Below are 16,612 nucleotides of genomic sequence, written 5' to 3' on the forward strand. Positions count from 1 at the left end.
CGAGCACGCCGGCCGGGGGCCCGGGGTGCCGCTGATCGCCGCCGCCCTGCTGTTCGCCGCCGCCCACCCGGCGGCCGCCTCCGTGCTCATCGGGGCCAAGTCGGCCGCCGAGATCGAGCACAATCTCGCCGTGGCGGCGCACCCGATCCCCGCCGCGTTCTGGGCCGACCTGCGCGACGAGGACCTCGTCGGCGCCGACCGGCCGCTGCCGGCCGCCTGATCATTCCGAACCGCACGATTGACCGCCAGATGCTCACGACTTACCTTAAGTCGTAGGAAAAGTCGCTCTCGCTTCGCACCCGACACCCCCGAGTGAGGAACCGACATGCCATTCCGAACCCGCTCCGGCCCACTGCTGGCCGGCCTGCTCGCCGCAGGTCTCGCCCTCATGGCCGGCTGCTCCAGCAGCAAGGACACCCCCGACGCGGCCGCCACCGGCGCCGGCGGCAAGGTCGAGCTGACCTTCTGGGACTGGGATCCCAACATGGACAAGATCGTCGCGCTGTGGAACGACGCCCACCCCGACATCCACGTCACCGTGTCCAACCCGGCCGGCGGCGATCAGCTCGTCAGCAAGATGATCAGCGCCCACCAGGCCAAGAACGGCCCCGACATCGCCAAGGTCGAGTACCAGTCGCTGCCCGCCCTGGTCTCCAACGGCGTCGTGCGCGACATCACCGAATACACCAAGCAGGCGGTCGCCAACTTCGACGCCGCCACCCTCAGCGCCACGAAGCTCGAGGGCAAGGTCTACGGCATCCCGCAGGACGTCGCCCCGCTGATGCTGTTCTACCGCGCCGACCTCTTCCAGCAGTACGGACTGACGGTCCCCACCACCTGGGAGCAGTTCGCCCAGCAGGCCGCCGCCTTGCACCAGAAGGCGCCGAACGTCGCCATGACCAACTTCGACGCCGCCGACCCCGGCTGGTTCACCGGCCTCGTCCAGCAGGCCGGCGCCGACTGGTGGAGCGCCAGCGGTACCACCTGGAAAGTGCACATCAACGGGCCCGAGTCGAAGAAGGTCGCCGACTACTGGGAGGGCCTGGTCAAGAACGGCCTCGTGCTGAAGAACCCGTCGTTCTCGCCGCAGTGGAACAAGCAGATGAACGACGGCAGCATCGCCACCTGGATCTCCGGCGCCTGGGCGCCCGCCCAGCTCGGCGGTATCGCACCGCAGACCAAGGGCAAGTGGGCGGCCGCGCCGCTGCCGGCCTGGACCGCCGGCGACAAGACCACCGGCATCTGGGGCGGCTCCGCGGTGACCGTCACCACCGACTCCGCCCACCCGGCCCAGGCCGCGCAGTTCGTCTCCTGGCTCAACTCCGACGACACCGCCGTCGCCGCCCAGGTCGAGAACATCAACGTGTACCCCGCCTCGACCTCCGGCCGGTCGCTGCCGATCCTGCAGAAGCCGCCCGCCTTCCTGCCCAACCAGCCCGACTACTACTCCGTCGTCAAGTCCGTCGCCCCGTCCTCGCGCAGCTTCTCCATCTGGGGCCCCAACGTGACGGTCACCTTCCGCGGCTACACCGATGCCTTCGGCCAGGCCCTGCAGAACGGCACCTCCTTCAGCGCCGCCCTCGACACCATCCAGGACAGCACCACGGCCGACATGAAGAAGCTCGGCTTCACGCTCGGCTAGCGCCTGTTTCATGACTGGGGTGGGCGCGAGGCGGAGTCCAGATTTCGTCTGGTGGTGGCCCGCGGGAGCCAGGCTACCGGTGTTGTAACCGGGCTTGCGCGGGACGCCGCCAGGCGGAATCTGGGCCCGCCGCAGCCCCGCCTCAGTTATGAAACAGGCGCTGGCCCCGTGGCGGGCCGCCGGTGCGCCGGCGGCCCATCACCCGACGACAGAGGCGTACGAGATGACGACGCAACCCCTCCGACGGCGCCGGCGCAGCGCCCTGCCCTATGTTCTGGTCCTGCCGGCCACCCTGCTCTTCGTGCTGTCCATCCTGGCCCCCGGCGCCTACGCCGTGCTGCTGAGCCTGCAACGGCGCAAGGTCGCCGGCGGGCTGCTCGGCGCCGGCTCCAAGGTGGTCTTCGCCGGCCTCGACAACTACCGCCAGGTCCTCGCCGACGCGGAGCTGTGGTCCAGCGCCCTGCGCATGCTCGCGGTCGGCGCCATCACCATCCCGGTCACCATCGGGCTGGCGCTGCTGTTCGCCCTGCTGCTCGACACCGCCAGGGCCCGCTTCACCCGCGCCGCCCGGCTGCTCATCTTCCTGCCCTACGCGGTGCCCGGCGTCATCGCCACCCTGCTGTGGGGCTTCATGTACCTGCCCGCCACCAGCCCCATCGGCGGCGACCACCTCGACTACTTCGGCGTCACCGGAATCTTCGGCTCGGTCGCCAACATTGTTGTCTGGGGCGCGGTCGGCTTCAACATGGTCGTCATCTACACCGCCCTGCGCGCCCTGCCGCCGGAGATCTACGAGGCGGCCCGCATGGACGGCAGCTCCGAGCTGCAGATCGCGCTGCGCATCAAGGTACCGCTCGTGCTGCCCGCCATCACCATGTGCACCCTGTTCACCGTGCTCGCCTCGGCCCAGCTGTTCAACGAGCCGAACACGCTCAAACCCCTGTCCAACGCCATCTCCTCGACCTGGGTGCCGCTCATGAAGGTGAACACCGACGCATTCGTCAACTCCGACATCCACACGGCCGCGGCCACCTCCGTCGTCCTCGCCGTCGCCGCGCTCGCCGTGTCGTTCGTCGCCGCCCGCATCGTGCAGGCTCGCGTCGCCGGGGCCGGCCGGTGAGCGCCGCGACGGTCACCGCCGCGCCGCCCCGCACCGCGCCCAGGGACCGCGAGCCCGGCGGCCGCACCCGGCGCGGCGTCGCCGTGCTGCCCACCGCGGCGCTCGTCCTCGGCGCCGTCTACTGCATCGTGCCGACGCTGTGGATCCTCATCGCCGCCACCAAGTCGCCCGCACAACTCTTCTCGACCGCGACGTACCTGCCGAGCCTCGACGACGGGCTGGTGCGCAACGTGCGGGAGCTCTCGGCGTACCGTGGCGGGATCTTCTGGCGCTGGATGTTCAACAGCTTCCTGTATGCGTTCGTCGGCGGGGCCCTGGCCTCGGCGGTCTCCGCGGCGACCGGATACGCGCTGGCGAAGTACGAGTTCGCCGGGCGCGCCGCGCTGTTCAACGTCATCCTCGCCGGCGTGCTGCTGCCGCAGATCGTGCTGGCGATCCCGCAGTACCTGCTGCTGTCCCACGCCGGCCTCACCGACAGCTACCTGGGCGTGATCCTGCCGCAGCTGTTCAATCCGTACGGCATCTACCTGTGCCGCATCTACGCCGCCGCCTCCGTGGACGACTCGCTGCTGGAGGCCGGCCGCCTCGACGGCGCCGGCGAGTTCCGGCTCTTCCGCTCCGTCGGCCTGCGGCTCATGGTGCCCGGCCTGATCACCGTGTTCCTGCTGCAGTTCATCGTCATCTGGAACAACTTCCTGCTGCCGTTCGTCATGGTGGCCGACGACGACAAGTTCCCGCTCACGGTCGGCCTCTACAGCATGCTGCGCCACGGCGCGGCCGAGGCCTCGCTCTACTCGCTGGTCATCACCGGCACCCTGCTGTCGGTGCTGCCGGTCATCGCGCTGTTCCTTTCCCTGCAACGGTACTGGCGGATCGACCTCGTCACCGGGGCGGTCCGATGACGGCCGCCCCGCTCGCCGTATCGCCGGACCGGAGCATTGCCCTGCGGTACCGGTGGCGGCCCTATATCCTGACCGCAGCCGCGTTGCCGTCCACCCCACCGAGCCCCGCACCAGCGGGCGCCGCCGGCGCCGCATCGGCGTTCGCCACCGACCCGAAACGGAAGCCCACCCCATGCAGAAGCTCTCGCTTGACGCCCGGGTACGCGAGCACCTGGAACGCTCGGCCGCCACCTCCGCCGGCCGTAGCGCCGAAACCGTCTACGGCGGCCACGAACACGCGCTGAGGCAGACCCTCATCGCGCTGCGCGCCGGCGCGACTCTGGCCGAGCACGAAAACCCCGGCGAGGCGACGCTGCTGGTGCTGCGCGGGCGCGTGCGGCTGCACAGCGGCGAGACGTCATGGGAGGGCAGAAGCGGGGATCTGCTCATCGTGCCGTCCGCCCGGCACAGCTTGGAAGCCATCGAGGACGCCGCCGCACTGCTGACAGTCGCCAAGACTTCCTGACGCGGTTCTGATCACCGCCGACTTCGGCTGGCGGGAAGGATGGGAGTATCGGCTCGGCCCCACGAACCGGGTCGTGGCCTGACGCCGTATCCGCGTTCGCACCGGCGCCCTGCTGTCGGTGCTGCCGGTCATCGCGCTGTTCCTTTCCCTGCAACGGTACCGGCGGATCGACCTCGTCACCGGTGTCCGCCAGCTCTACGGGTTGAGCAGCTTTTCCGTGAGGTCCATCAAGCGTTCGGCGTTCTGCGGGTCCAGCGTGGGGAAGCTGGGCGGAAGTCGCTTGTTCCGGTCAACGGCGGTCAGCGGCGCGGTTGGCGGCGCGTCCACGAACCGGTGCATCGGGGCCACCGCGTCCGAGACGGGGCGGGCGGCCACCGACGCCACCGCCAGCAGCCCGCGGACGACCAGCGGGAGCTGGCTACGGTCGCCGCTCTTGGTGAAGCCGGGATGGTAGAGCACGTAACGGGCGCGGCTGCCGGACCGCTGGGCGAAGCCCACCCCGAGCAGATCGTTGGCCCGACCCGCCTGCAGCTGTGCGGCAACGGCCGAGTAGCCCGACGCCAGTTGCGGGTCGGCCCAGCGTACCCCGCCCTTGGTGACGCCGACGCCGGCGATGTTCACGATCACCGGCGCGGTGGCCCGCTCCAGAGCCGGACGCAAGCCGAAGCTGAGCAGATAGCGACTGAGGTAGTAGAGCGCGAACGTGCGCTCCAGACCCTCGGCGGTCACGATCCGGCGCGGCGCCACAGCATTGGCGAACAGCGTCAGCGCGTCCACGACGTGGTACTCGGCGAGGATGTGCTCGACGACCTGCCGCGTCTCGGTCACGCTGGAGAGATCGACGGGAAGGAAGGCGATTGAGCCGTTCGCCAGAGCCTGGCCGCGTTCGCGGTTGCGGCCGAGCACCAGGACCCGGTCACCGCGTGCGGCCCGCCCGAGGGCGAACGCCCGTCCCATTCCGTTGGTGCCGCCACTGACCACCACGACGCCCATGCCACCTCCACTATGGTTCTCCGCTGGCCATACTCATCTTGGGCAGACGATCGCGGAGGCGAAAGAAGGCACTTTCATGGCTACAACGAACACCGGTGTGCGTGCCTCGCTGGGCGGCCACCGGTTGCCGAGTCCGGTTCCGGCCGGCGAGTACGAGCGTTGTCCGGTCACTGACGTGCTGCGGCTGGTGAGCGACAAGTGGACGCTGTTGCTGATCACCCTGCTCGGCCGGCAGCCGTACCGGTTCAATGAGCTGCATCGGGCAGTGGAGGGCATCAGCCAGCGGATGCTCACCCGGACGCTGCGCACGTTGGAGAGCGACGGACTGGTCGAGCGGGAAGTGTTTCCGACGTCGCCGCCGGGTGTCGAGTACAGGCTGACACCGCTCGGCGTCAGCCTGCTGGCGCCGCTTTCCGAGCTGGCCGGCTGGGCGGTCGACCATCACGCCGAGATCGCCGCGGCACGCCGGCGACCCACCTGAGCTAGGCGTCGTGGACCGCGTCGACGCGGCCGTGTTTCGCGGCGTCCTGGAACGCGGCGAAGTCGCTCTCGTTGAGGTCGGCGTACGCCTCGGCGAAGTCGGCGATCGCCTGGTCGAACCTGTCGGAGCCGCCGAGGTAGGCGGCGAGGGCGATCCGGTCACCGGAGCGGGCGTGTGCCCTGGCCAGGGTCCATCCGCACAGCCGAGCGTAGAGCGTCATGCCCTCGGGACGCATCCGTTCGATCGGTACGGAGAACTTCCAGTCCCGCAGCTGCCGGATGTAGAAGTCGCGGTCGCGGTGGTCGTCCGGCTCGGCGACGCGTGTCCAGCCGAGGAAGATGTCGCTGGCGGCCTGCATCAGACGTTGCCCGGCGACGACGCGCTCGCCCTGGTTGCTGTGCCCACTGCGCCCGCAGTAGGCGGCCAGGACGGACGGCTGAGCTTCTTTGGCCTGCAGCAACAGGGGCTCCTGGCCGTCAACGGCGGTCAGCAGAGCGATCCAGGACCGGGTGCCGACGCTGCCGACGCCGACCACCTTCCGGGCGACCCCGTCCACCGAGAACTGATCGAGCAGATGCCGGCGGTCCGGCTGCACGCTGTGCCGATACTTGGCCAGTACCGTGCGGACCAGGTCGTACACTCCGTCGGTCTGAGCCTGCCCGAAGAGCTCTTCGATCGGCACGGTCGTGGGTGGCCTGCTGATGATTCTGCGCCGGCCGTCGACCATGGTGGTGAGTTTGCCGAGTGCCTGCATGCTGTCGCGGGCGTACGCCTTGCTCAGGAGCGCCTCGGCTGCCTTCAACCGCTTCGGCTTGATGACGGACCTGAGTTGTGTGATGTATCGCTGGACGTCGACGCTCGCGTACCAGACGTCCATGATGGGCTGCCGGGCAAACTCCCGCATCGCCGTGCGGTAGCGTTCGGCGACCACCACGGCGGTCGCGCGTTGTGTCCTGGCGGAGAGTCCGAGGTCTCGTCCCGCGACGACGAAGCTGGTGGCCAGGCGTTTGACGTCCCATTCGAACGGGCCGGGCAGGGTCTCGTCGAAGTCGTTCAGGTCGAAGACCAGCCGCCGCTCCGGCGAGGCGAACGCGCCGAAGTTCAGCAGGTGCGCGTCACCGCACAGCTGTGCCCGCAGGCCGGACACCGGCGCCGAGGCCAGGTCGGCCGCCATCGGCAGCGCGGCCCCGCGAAAGTAGCTGAACGGGGAGACCAGCATGCGGCCGTGCCGGATGGGAACCAGTTCGGCCACCCTCGACCCGGCCTGTCGCAACAGGAGGCCGACCGGATCCCGCGACGGCGCGGTGCTGAGGTCGCCGTGCGACTCCAGCGGCATCACCGTACGCGCCTTCTTGCCCAGCCCGACGCGCCCGGCCCGGTCGGCCCGTTCGCCGTTCGCTGAACCACCGGTCATCGCGCCCTCCCAACTCAGGCATGCCTCCGCAATGGTTTCGACCAGATGGGAGGTATCGCCCTCACGATCAGTGGATGATTCTGGCCTTCACCGGCAAGTGGCATCTGACGTTCGGATCACTTGGTGAGGGTGAGGAAGAAGTCCCGGATGTCCTCGGCGAGCAGGTCTGGCACCTCCATCGCGGCGAAGTGGCCGCCGCGTTCGAACTCCGTCCAGTGCCTGATGTCGTACAGCCGCTCGGCCAGCGGCCGCACCGACTGCGTGATGTCGTGCGGCAACACCGCCACGCCGACCGGCACCGGGCACGGCTCGCTCTGCCGAGGAGTCTCGCGGTGCAGCCGCGCCGAGGAGGCCGCGGTGGCGGTCAGCCAGTACAGCGAGATGTCGGTGAGCATCCGATCGTCACTGATCGGCGAGCGTGGGTCCGTCCACTGCGCGAAGCGCTCGGCGATCCAGGCCAGCTGGCCGACCGGCGAGTCCGTCAGCGCGTAGCCGATGGTCTGCGGAGTGGTGGCCTGCAGAGACTGGTACGGCGGGCGATTCGCCATCAGGTGCCTGACCTTGTCCAGCCGGGCTTCGTCCGTTTCGGACAGTGCGATGCCGGCGTCCGGGGCCGGCCGGGTCGGCAGGTAGTTGACGTGCACCCCGACGACCTGCTCGGGTGCCACCGCACCGAGCGTCATCGAGATGCCCGAGCCGAAGTCGCCACCCTGCGCGCCGTAGCGCTCGTATCCGAGACGGCGCATGAGCTCGGCCCAGGCTTGTGCGACCCGGACGATGTCCCAGCCGCGCTCGTGGGTCGGCCCGGAGAAGCCGTACCCCGGGATGGACGGAACCACCAGGTGGAAGTCGCGCGACAACGGCTCGATCACGTCGAGGAACTCCAGGAACGAACCGGGCCAGCCGTGGGTGAGGATCAGCGCGAGCGCGTCCGGTTTGGATGACCGGACGTGGACGAAGTGGATGTTCTGGCCGTCGATCTCGGTGGTGAAGTGCGGAAGCTCGTTGAGCTTTGCCTCGTGCTCGCGCCAGTCGTAGCCGGTGCGCCAGTATTCGGCCAGTTCCTTGAGCCGCGCCAGCGGGAATCCGTAGTCCCATCCGGCGCCGGCGACCTCGTTGGGCCAGCGGGTGCGGGCGAGTCGGTCGGTCAGGTCGTCGAGGTCGGCCTGAGGGATGTCGATGCGGAACGACTTGATCATGGTCATGACTCCCGGAGCGGTTCATTCGGCGCACAAATGTTCGGCCGACTAACGTTAACTCGCCAAACGATACCGCTATCGTTAGTGCGCCGAACGATTCGTTAGACTTGTCACATGAGGAACCCATCCGAGGAGACGCCCGCCAGGTGGGGGAGCCTGCCCAGCTGGCTGCTCACCCAGGCCGCCAGCCACGCGCACCGCCTGGTGGGCGACGGGTTCTTGTCCGTCCAGGCCCGCGGCTACCACTATCGCCTGCTGGCGACGCTGGAGGAGTTCGGCCCGGCCAGCCAGGCCGATCTGGGCCGCCGTAGCGGCATTCACCTCAGTGACATGGTCGCGGCGATCAACGAACTCGCCGATCGCAAACTGGTCGAGCGCGCCACGGACCCCGCCGATCGGCGGCGCAACATCATCTCGCTGACCGCCGCGGGCAAGCGGCAGCTGCGGCGACTGGAGAAGCGGCTGGCCGAAACCCAGGACGAGCTGCTGGCTCCGCTGTCACCCGAGGAGCGACAGCGGCTGACCGAGCTGCTGTCCAGGCTGTTGGACCACCACAACAGGCGAGCCGGCACCGCCGACGAGCCGTGGCGCTGACCGGGAACGCGCCCAAGCATTCCTCGAAGAATTTCACGACGCCGATTTAACATATGAATTCTATCGGTGAAGTAGGATATGCTCCATGTTCGTACCGTCGCGAGCCTCATCACGCCCGCAGCGGCGCCGCGCGGTCAGCGTCGGATCGCTCCTGCGCGTTGTCCTGGAGCACGGACCGCTGCCCCGCAGCACGATGGCGCGGCTCACGGGCCTGTCGCCGGCGTCGGTGACCGGCCACACCGCCGAGTTGCTGTCGCTCGGCCTGCTGACCGAACTGCCCGAGGCCACGGCCACGAACGGGATGGGGCGGCCGTTCCTGCCGGTCGACCTGGACACCTCGGTGGGCATCGTCGCCGGCATCCACTACGCCATCCCGCACGCCACCGTCGCGCTGCTCGACATCCGCGGGCGCGTGCTGGTCGAGCGCATGATCCCGCACGGTGACGCCGGCGCGGACCGTATCATCGAGCGCAGCGCCGACGCGCTGGCGCGCCTGCTGTACGAGCATCCGCACGGCGACCGGCTGCTGGGCATCGGGATCGCGACCGGCGGCTGGGTCGACCGCGACCACGGCACGGTCGTCGAGCACCCGATGCTCGGCTGGCGCCAGGTGCCGGTCGGCGCGATCTTCGCCCGCCGGTTCGGGGTGCCGGCGCTGGTCGACTCGCACTCCCGGGCGCTGGTGCGCGCCGAGCAGCTGTTCGGCCATCCCCGATCGCGGGAGAGCGTGCTCGCGGTCTTCATCGGCAACGTCGTCGACGCCGCCTTCGCCCTCGGCGAGCAGGTCCACCACGGGCCTCGCTTCCAGGCCGGCAGCATCGCGCACCTGCCCGTCGCCGGCAGCAACGAGCCGTGCTCGTGCGGCCGCGTCGGTTGCCTGCAGGCGACGGTGTCGGAACGCCGCCTGGTGCGCCGCGCGCACCGGGCGGGGCTGATCGCCGAGCGGTCGGTCTTCGAGCTCGTCGACGTCGCGGCCGCGGGCGACCCGGCCGCCCGCGAGATCTTCCGCTGGCGGGCCGAGATCGTCGGACGGGCCATCGCGCCGATCGCGGACCTGTTGAATCCGGAGTTGGTACTCCTGGTCGAGCCCGGTCTGGCCCGGCTGCCCGACTGCCTGGCTACGCTGCGCGAGCAGGTCGCCAGGCACAGCGCGACGGTCACCGACCCCGACCGGACCGTGCTGATGTCGAGCTTCATGCACGCGCCGCTGGCGATGGCCGGCGGCGCGGTCATGCTCGACGCCCTCTACACCGATCCGTTCACCGTGATGGCTTTCGCGGAGGCGTCCTGAGCTGACGGCTCAGGCGGTGCGGGCCGAGGCCTCGTACCGGCTCGCCGGGCGGGCCAGCCCGTAGTGCTCGCGCAGCGTGGTGCCCTCGTACTCGGTGCGGAACAGGCCACGCTCGCGCAGGATCGGCACGACCTGGTCGACGAAGTCCTCCAGCCCCGACGGCAGGGCCGCGCCCATCACGTTGAAGCCGTCGGCCGCGCCGTTGTCGAACCATTCCTGCAGCACGTCGGCGGTCTGCTCCGGGGTACCGATGAACGTCCAGTGACCGCGGCCGCCGCCCAGCCGTCCGATGAGCTGGCGCACGGTCAGTCGCTCGCGCCGCGCCAGGTTCACGATCAGGCTCGACCGGCTCTGCGCGCCCTCGATCGAGGCGCTGTCCGGGATGTCGTCCGGCAGCTGCTCGTCCAGGACCAGCCGGGCGACCGGCACCTCCAGAATCTCCGAGAGCTGCCCGAGCCCGAACTCCGGCACGATCAGGTCCTCGAGCTCCTGGGCCTTGCGTTGCGCCTCCGCCTCGGTCGAGCCGAGGATCGGCACGATGCCCGGCAGGATCTTGACCGCGGCCGGATCCCGGCCCAATGCGGCCGCCCGCGCCTTCAGATCCGCGTAGAACTGCTGGGCGTCGGCGATCGTCTGCTGCGCGGTGAAGACAGCGTCGGCGTAGCGGGCGGCGAAGTCCTTGCCGTCGTGCGAGGAGCCGGCCTGCACGAGCAGCGGGTGGCCCTGCGGCGGGCGCGGCACGTTCAGCGCGCCCTCGACCTTGTAGTAGTCGCCGCGGTGGCCGATGGCGTGCACCTTGGCCGGGTCGATGTAGCGGCCGCGGGCCTTGTCGGCCAGCCGGGCGTCCTCGTCCCAGGAGTCCCACAGCTTGCGGGAGACCTCCACGAACTCGGTCGCCCGGCGGTACCGGTCGAGGTGGTCCGGGCGGTCGCCGAGGCCGAAGTTGCGCGCGGCGTCCCGCCCGGCCGTGGTGACGATGTTCCAGCCCGCCCGGCCGCCGCTGACGTGGTCCAGGGAGGCGAAGCGGCGGGCCAGGTTGTACGGCTCGTTGTACGTCGTCGAGGCGGTGGCGATCAGCCCGATCCGGCTCGTCGCGGCCGCGAGGATCGTCAGCAGGATCGTGGGCTCCAGCTGGCCGGCCGGGCGGAACTCGATGCCCCGCCACAGCGCGGGGCCGTCGGCCAGGAACAGCGAGTCGAGCTTGCCACGCTCGGCGATCTGGGCCAGGCGGATCCAGTGCCGCACGTCGACGTCGGCGTAGGGGTCGCTCTCGGGCAGCCGCCACGCCGCCTCGTGATGCCCCGAGCTCATCAGGAACGCGTTGAGATGCAGTTGCCTCGTGGTCATGCGCCCTCCGCTTCGCTCCGGACCAGTCATGCTCGCCACCTCAGTACCTTCGACTCGATGAACAGCAACAGGTAGTTGAACGCGACGCCGATGATCGACACGGTGAGGATGCCGGCGTACATCTCGGGGATCTGGAAGTTGAACTGCGCGGAAATGATCATGTAGCCGAGGCCGGCCTTCGCACCCACGTACTCGGTGGTGATCAGTACGAGCATGGAGCCCGCGCCGGCGAGCCGGATGCCGGTGAAGATCGTCGGCAGCGCCGCCGGGACGATCACCTTGGTGAAGAGCTTGATGTGCGGCAGCCCGAGCGAGCGGGCCGACTTGATCAGCAGCGGGTCGACGTCGCGGGCGCCGCTGATCGTGTTGTACAGCACCGGCCAGAAGCAGGCGTAGGCGATGATCGCGATCTTCGACGTGTCGCCGATGCCGAGGATCAGGGTGAAGACGGGCAGCAGGGCCACCGCCGCCGTGTTGAGGAAGATGGCCAGCAGCGGCGAGAGAACCCCGGCCACCGCGCGGTACCAGGCGATGAGCAGCCCCAGCGGCACCGCGATCGAGATGGCGATCGCGAAGCCGGCCAGCGAGCGGTGCAGGCTGGCCCAGATGTTGGTCCACAGGTCGCCGTCGACCGCGAGTCCCCACCAGGTGACCAGCACCTCGTTCAGCGGCGACAGGAAAGCCCGGTCGACCCAGCCGACCGTCGGCGCGATCTGCCACAGCGCGAGGAAGGCGGCGATGGCGACGATCCGCCGCACGCCGGAGCCGAGCAGCCGGCCCGCCCGCCGCAGCGGCGCGCGCCCCGGCGCCGGGAGGTTGGGGACGACGCCCGCCGGTGTCCCCGCGAGGCCGTGCGGCTGGTCGACGACCGCGATCGTGGTCTCAGACACCGGCGGCCACCGCCTTGCCCGCCACGTAGCCCGAACCCTGCGTCTCGAAGGCCTTGCGCACCTCGTCGTGCAGCAGCTCCCAGATCTCGCGGCGGTAGCGGACGAACTCCGGCGTCGAGCGGGGGTCTCCGCCGCCGCTGTCCGGCAGCTCGATGTCCACGATGCGCTTGATCCTTCCCGGCCGTGCGGTCATCACCGCCACCCGCTGGCCCAGGTACACCGCCTCTTCGATGCTGTGCGTGATGAACAGCACCGTGGTGCCGGTGCGCCGCCAGATCGACAGCAGGTCCTCCTGCAGCGCCTCCCGCGTCTGCGCGTCCAGCGCCGCGTAGGGCTCGTCCATCAGCAGGACCTCGGGCTCGTACGCCAGGCTGCGGGCGATGGCCACCCGCTGGCGCATGCCGCCGGAGAGCTCGTGCGGGTAGCGGTCGGTGAAGGCGGTCAGCCCGACGAGCGCCAGCATCTCCCGGGCCCGCTCGGCCCGCCGCCGGCGGGGGACACCCTTGACCTCGAGGCCGAACTCGACGTTGGCCTGCGCGGTCCGCCACGGGAACAGGGCGTACTGCTGGAAGACCACGCCGCGGTCCAGGCCGGGGCCGGTGACGGGCCGCCCGCCGATGGTCAGCTCACCGGAGGTCGGGCTGGTCAGCCCGGCGATCAGGTCCAGCAGCGTGGACTTGCCGCACCCGCTCGGGCCGACCAGCGCGAGGAACTCACCGGCGGTGATGTCGAGGCTGATGTTCTCCAAGGCCGTCAACGCGCCCGAGTTGCGGGCGGGGAACGTCTTGGTGATGTTCCTGATCCTGATCTCGGTGCTCACTTCGGCGCCCCGGAAGGCAGCGCGGGCGAGGTGGCGTTCGGATTGAACTCGTTGGTGTAGAGGTCCGACGACTTCGGGGCCTGCTTCACCGACCCGGTGGTGAGCAGCCAGTCCTGCCACAGCGCGAAGTCGCCGTCGACGATGTAGCCGTGGTTGGACGGCACGCCGACGCTCTGCCAGTACTTCAGCGTCGCCGTCGTCTCGTTGGACCGGGCCCGCCCCTCGACGATCTTCGTGAACGTGGCGATGACCTCGTCGCGCGGCGTCGCGCGCTCCCACTCGATCGCCTTGCCGACGCCGCCGACGAAGGCGCGTACCGCCGCCGGGTTCTTCTTGATGAAGTCGTTGCGGAACACGTATTGTCCGCCGTTGAACGGTCCGTACAGGTCCACCTGCGTGAACAGCGGCCGCAGCCCGCCGGCGGCCTCGGCCCGTTGCCGGAACTGCCCGGACAGCGAGACGGCGTCGATCTGGCCCTTGCGCAGCGCGTCCTCGGCGTTGGGCGGCGGCAGCGTCACCAGCTCGACCTTCTTGGCCTCCGCCGGGGACAGCCCGGCCTTGCGCAGCACGTTGAAGATGTCCGCCTCGTTCTGCCCGCCGAGGGTGTTCACGCCGACCTTCTTGCCGACCAGGTCCTTGGCGTCCTTCAGCGGGCTGCCGTCCAGCACGTAGTAGCCGGTGAACTCCTTGTTGTCGCTGCCGTAGTAGTTGATCACCGCCTTGATGCCGGCGCCGGAGCTGACGAGCTTCTCCACGGCGCCGCCGAAAGCACCCCCGAACTCGGTCTCGCCGGTGGCCGCGGACTGGATGTCCTGGGGCCCGCTGATCGTGTTGCCGACCCACTTGAGCTTGACCTTGCCGTCGAAGTAGCCGAGGTGCTCGGCCACCTCCGGCAGCGTGACCTGGTTGGTCCAGCCCTGGTACCGCAGGGTGGTGACGCCCGAAGCGTCGGGCTCGCTGCCGCTGGCCTTCGCCGAGCCGCACGCCGACAGGGCGGCCGCCGCGACGGCGAGGATCGCCAGCGCCCCGGCCGCGGACCGGCCCCGTTCGTTTCGCAGACGCACGAGCATGCTCATGTTCCCTGTTCTCATATTCATGGCCTGTGGGTTTCTGGCCGTCACGCGACGGCCGGGACGGAGACGGCCGGCGTGTAGTGCGAAGCGTCGCCGGAAATGGAGTAGCTCGCCTTGCCGTGCACGCCGACCGGGATTTCGCCGGCGACCGTGACGCGATTCAGGCGGCGCGGAAGATCGTCGTAGTTGTCGATCGCGTAATGCTGGGTGATACGGTTGTCGAAGATGACGAGCTCATTCGGCGACCACCGCCACCGCAACACGTTCTCGGGCCGCGTGACATACGACTGCAACAGCCGGAGAATGTCGCGCGACTCGGTGTTGGAAAGCCCGACGATCCGGCTCGCGAAACCGCCGATGAACAGCCCCCGCTCGCCGGTGAGCGGGTGTACGCGCACGACGGGGTGCACCGTCTCGTAGCCGATGGAGGTGAACTGCGCCCGGCGCTCCCGCGCGTGCTCGTCCAGCGACTCCGGCGGCACCGCGTAGTCGTAGTCGTTGGTGTGCACCGCCCACAGCGTCTCGGCGAACGCTCGCAGCGGCTCCGGTAGGTCCCGGTAGGCCGCGGCTGCGTTGGCGATCAGTGTCTCGCCGCCGTACGGTGGCAGCACGATGCTGCGCAGCGTGCTGACCTGCGGCGGGCTGACCACGAAGGTGACGTCCGTGTGCCAGTGGTTCGCCCGGCCACGCTCGCTGTCGACCGGCAGCACATTCGGCGCGCCCGGCTCCGACGGCACCGTCGGGTGGGCGGTGGTGAGCTCGCCGAAGTAGCGGGCGAAGCGCTCCTGGCCGGCGTCGTCGAGGTCGACGCCGGAGAACACGAGCGCCTTGTGCTCGTTCAGCGCGGCGCGGATCGCGGCGACGGTTTCCCCGTCCAGCTCGTCGGCGATGTTCACGCCGCGGACTTCGGCCCCGATGCGGGCGGTGACCTTACGGACGGAAAGTGCGGTGAGGCTGCCTGTTGTCATCGCGATTTCTCCTCGGATCTGCGTTCGGGCACGCGAAAGACATCGTTGCGGCCGTCATGCGGCCGTACGATTGTGAAGATGGCGCGGTGAGACCGGAAATCACCGCACCGAAGAAGCAGTGTCGATCAACGACACTGCATGGACACCGACAACATGTTGTCGATGACGCGTCGCCTCGTGAAGGCGATGTGTCGGGGCGAGAAGAGTCGCCCGGGTCCGGTCATGCATCGATCGTCGCCGTGCGCCGATACGCGTGTCAACTTTCCACGGAACTAAATTAAGTCGATTCCCCTGGGCTCCCGGGGTGGCCGGGTCGCACCGCGGGTGAACGACGCGGTGCAACCCGTACACGTCGTTCCAGAACCGCGCGGTCCACATCGGACAACACCGCGACGAACAGGGAACGAGGTGTCGGCACAACGGTGCCTCGAAGTGTATGGTGTACGATGTACCATATGAGGCTGGCTCCCGTTCAGCGTACCGACACGGTCGCCGACAAGGTCTACGCGCAACTGCACCATGCGATCGTGACCCGGGCGCTGTCCGCGGGTTCACGGCTGACCGAGGCGGGCGTGGCTGAGCAGCTGAAGGTGAGCAAGACGCCGGTGCGTGAGGCACTGCTGCGGCTGCGGGAGATCGGACTGATCGAGCCGGATGGGCTCAAGGGCAACCGTGTGATCACGGCGTCACCGCAGGTCCTGCGGGATGCCTTCGAGACCCGGCGTGCGTTGGAGGGCTTCGCGGCCGGAGTTGCCGCAGACCGAGCCTCCGATGCCGCACTCGAGGCCATCCGCCGTCTCGCCGAGCAGTCCCTGGAGCAGGCGGCCAAGGGGGCGTTTGATGGCTATCTCCGCATAGACGGGGAGTTCCACGCCGCTGTCGCCGAGGCGTCGGGCAACAAGCGGATCGCCCGATTGATCGAGGACGCGGCAACGCTGATGCGGGCCCTGCGATACATCGATGTCCCGCCGGAGTCCGGTGTGCTGTCCACCGCTCGCCAGCACGTGGACATCGCCGAAGCGTTGGCCCGGCGGGATTCCGCGGCGGCGACGCGACACATGCAGGCTCATCTCGACGCGGTCGAGGAGTTGTTCGGCGCCCACGAACTGGTGGGCAAGCGGGCCGGGTAACCGCGTCACGGCGGCCTGCCGAGCTCACTCGAGATCGCAACACTCAGGCCATCGCGGCGCGGCGTTGCCATGCGCCGTCACGCCTGCCGTGACAGATCGGCTGACGTTCCACTGTGGACCTGATACGACGCGGGCCCGCCGGTCCAAGGGCCGGCGGGTGACCCGGCCGCGTGACCTGCCGGTCGGCGGCCGCCGACCACTCCTCGGGTGTGCAGGCCCCCCCGGCGCGGGCGCGCGCCGGGC

At 69.5% G+C, this 16,612-nt stretch carries 16 protein-coding genes and 1 pseudogene; 9 read left to right on the plus strand and 8 right to left on the minus strand.

Going from position 1 to position 16,612, the window contains the following annotated elements:
• From ABT297_RS40515 to ABT297_RS40535, 5 genes and pseudogenes are all read left to right on the plus strand, one after another.
• Window positions 1-220, plus strand: a pseudogene (locus ABT297_RS40515) (aldo/keto reductase); the annotation flags it as partial.
• Between the two features lie 105 nt (window positions 221-325).
• Window positions 326-1,642: an ABC transporter substrate-binding protein gene (locus ABT297_RS40520; RefSeq protein WP_350558608.1), complete on the plus strand. Its 1,317-nt coding sequence runs from the start codon at window positions 326-328 to the stop codon at window positions 1,640-1,642.
• A 223-nt stretch (window positions 1,643-1,865) separates the two neighbouring features.
• Window positions 1,866-2,762 carry a carbohydrate ABC transporter permease gene (locus ABT297_RS40525; protein ID WP_350558611.1) on the plus strand — a complete coding sequence of 299 codons (897 nt, stop codon included), beginning with the start codon at window positions 1,866-1,868 and terminating at the stop codon, window positions 2,760-2,762.
• On the plus strand, window positions 2,759-3,664 hold the full coding sequence (locus tag ABT297_RS40530) for a carbohydrate ABC transporter permease (RefSeq protein ID WP_350558614.1): 906 nt from the start codon (window positions 2,759-2,761) through the stop codon (window positions 3,662-3,664). Before ABT297_RS40525 ends, ABT297_RS40530 begins: the two co-directional genes overlap by 4 nt.
• Before the next feature lie 172 nt (window positions 3,665-3,836).
• The gene (locus ABT297_RS40535) at window positions 3,837-4,169 is read left to right on the plus strand and encodes a cupin domain-containing protein (RefSeq protein WP_350558617.1); all 333 of its coding nucleotides are present in this window, start codon (window positions 3,837-3,839) and stop codon (window positions 4,167-4,169) included.
• A 195-nt stretch (window positions 4,170-4,364) separates the two neighbouring features.
• On the opposite strand, the gene ABT297_RS40540 is transcribed toward ABT297_RS40535, so the two are convergent.
• On the minus strand, window positions 4,365-5,162 hold the full coding sequence (locus ABT297_RS40540; RefSeq protein WP_350558625.1) for an SDR family NAD(P)-dependent oxidoreductase: 798 nt from the start codon (window positions 5,160-5,162) through the stop codon (window positions 4,365-4,367).
• 175 nt (window positions 5,163-5,337) lie between these two features.
• On the opposite strand from ABT297_RS40540, the gene ABT297_RS40545 reads away from it, so the two are divergent.
• Window positions 5,338-5,643 carry a winged helix-turn-helix transcriptional regulator gene (locus ABT297_RS40545; protein WP_350558628.1) on the plus strand — a complete coding sequence of 102 codons (306 nt, stop codon included), beginning with the start codon at window positions 5,338-5,340 and terminating at the stop codon, window positions 5,641-5,643.
• A 1-nt stretch (window position 5,644) separates the two neighbouring features.
• On the opposite strand, the gene ABT297_RS40550 is transcribed toward ABT297_RS40545, so the two are convergent.
• Both ABT297_RS40550 and ABT297_RS40555 read right to left on the minus strand, forming a co-directional pair.
• Window positions 5,645-7,057, minus strand: a complete 1,413-nt coding sequence (locus tag ABT297_RS40550; protein ID WP_350558631.1) for a DUF2252 domain-containing protein — start codon at window positions 7,055-7,057, stop codon at window positions 5,645-5,647.
• A 116-nt stretch (window positions 7,058-7,173) separates the two neighbouring features.
• Window positions 7,174-8,256 (minus strand): epoxide hydrolase family protein, encoded by a 1,083-nt coding sequence (locus ABT297_RS40555; protein WP_350558634.1) that lies wholly within the window; start codon window positions 8,254-8,256, stop codon window positions 7,174-7,176.
• A gap of 114 nt (window positions 8,257-8,370) precedes the next feature.
• Between ABT297_RS40555 and ABT297_RS40560 the strand changes: the two genes are divergently transcribed.
• Window positions 8,371-8,850 (plus strand): MarR family winged helix-turn-helix transcriptional regulator, encoded by a 480-nt coding sequence (locus tag ABT297_RS40560; RefSeq protein WP_350558637.1) that lies wholly within the window; start codon window positions 8,371-8,373, stop codon window positions 8,848-8,850.
• A gap of 85 nt (window positions 8,851-8,935) precedes the next feature.
• Window positions 8,936-10,141, plus strand: coding sequence for an ROK family protein (locus ABT297_RS40565; RefSeq protein ID WP_350558640.1), 1,206 nt, complete (start codon window positions 8,936-8,938; stop codon window positions 10,139-10,141).
• 9 nt (window positions 10,142-10,150) lie between these two features.
• Here the strand turns inward: ABT297_RS40565 and ABT297_RS40570 are convergent, their stop codons facing one another.
• From ABT297_RS40570 to ABT297_RS40590, 5 genes are read right to left on the minus strand one after another with little or no spacing between them, the layout of a single operon-like run.
• Complete coding sequence (locus ABT297_RS40570) at window positions 10,151-11,488, minus strand: LLM class flavin-dependent oxidoreductase (RefSeq protein ID WP_350558643.1); 1,338 nt, start codon at window positions 11,486-11,488, stop codon at window positions 10,151-10,153.
• Window positions 11,489-11,514: 26 nt separating this feature from the next.
• A complete protein-coding gene (locus tag ABT297_RS40575) occupies window positions 11,515-12,378 on the minus strand; it encodes an ABC transporter permease (RefSeq protein ID WP_350558646.1) in 864 nt (287 codons plus the stop codon).
• Window positions 12,371-13,198 (minus strand): ABC transporter ATP-binding protein, encoded by an 828-nt coding sequence (locus ABT297_RS40580; protein WP_350558649.1) that lies wholly within the window; start codon window positions 13,196-13,198, stop codon window positions 12,371-12,373. Before ABT297_RS40580 ends, ABT297_RS40575 begins: the two co-directional genes overlap by 8 nt.
• Entirely contained in the window at window positions 13,195-14,268 is a 1,074-nt protein-coding gene (locus tag ABT297_RS40585) for an ABC transporter substrate-binding protein (RefSeq protein ID WP_350558652.1), read from the minus strand. The genes ABT297_RS40580 and ABT297_RS40585 overlap by 4 nt, the downstream gene beginning before the upstream one ends.
• Before the next feature lie 47 nt (window positions 14,269-14,315).
• Window positions 14,316-15,239: a TauD/TfdA dioxygenase family protein gene (locus ABT297_RS40590; RefSeq protein WP_350558655.1), complete on the minus strand. Its 924-nt coding sequence runs from the start codon at window positions 15,237-15,239 to the stop codon at window positions 14,316-14,318.
• Window positions 15,240-15,694: 455 nt separating this feature from the next.
• On the opposite strand from ABT297_RS40590, the gene ABT297_RS40595 reads away from it, so the two are divergent.
• The gene (locus tag ABT297_RS40595; RefSeq protein WP_350558659.1) at window positions 15,695-16,369 is read left to right on the plus strand and encodes a GntR family transcriptional regulator; all 675 of its coding nucleotides are present in this window, start codon (window positions 15,695-15,697) and stop codon (window positions 16,367-16,369) included.
• Window positions 16,370-16,612 lie beyond the last annotated feature (243 nt).

The sequence above is a fragment of the Dactylosporangium sp. NPDC000555 genome (genome assembly GCF_040300025.1).
Classification (GTDB): Bacteria; Actinomycetota; Actinomycetes; order Mycobacteriales; family Micromonosporaceae; genus Dactylosporangium.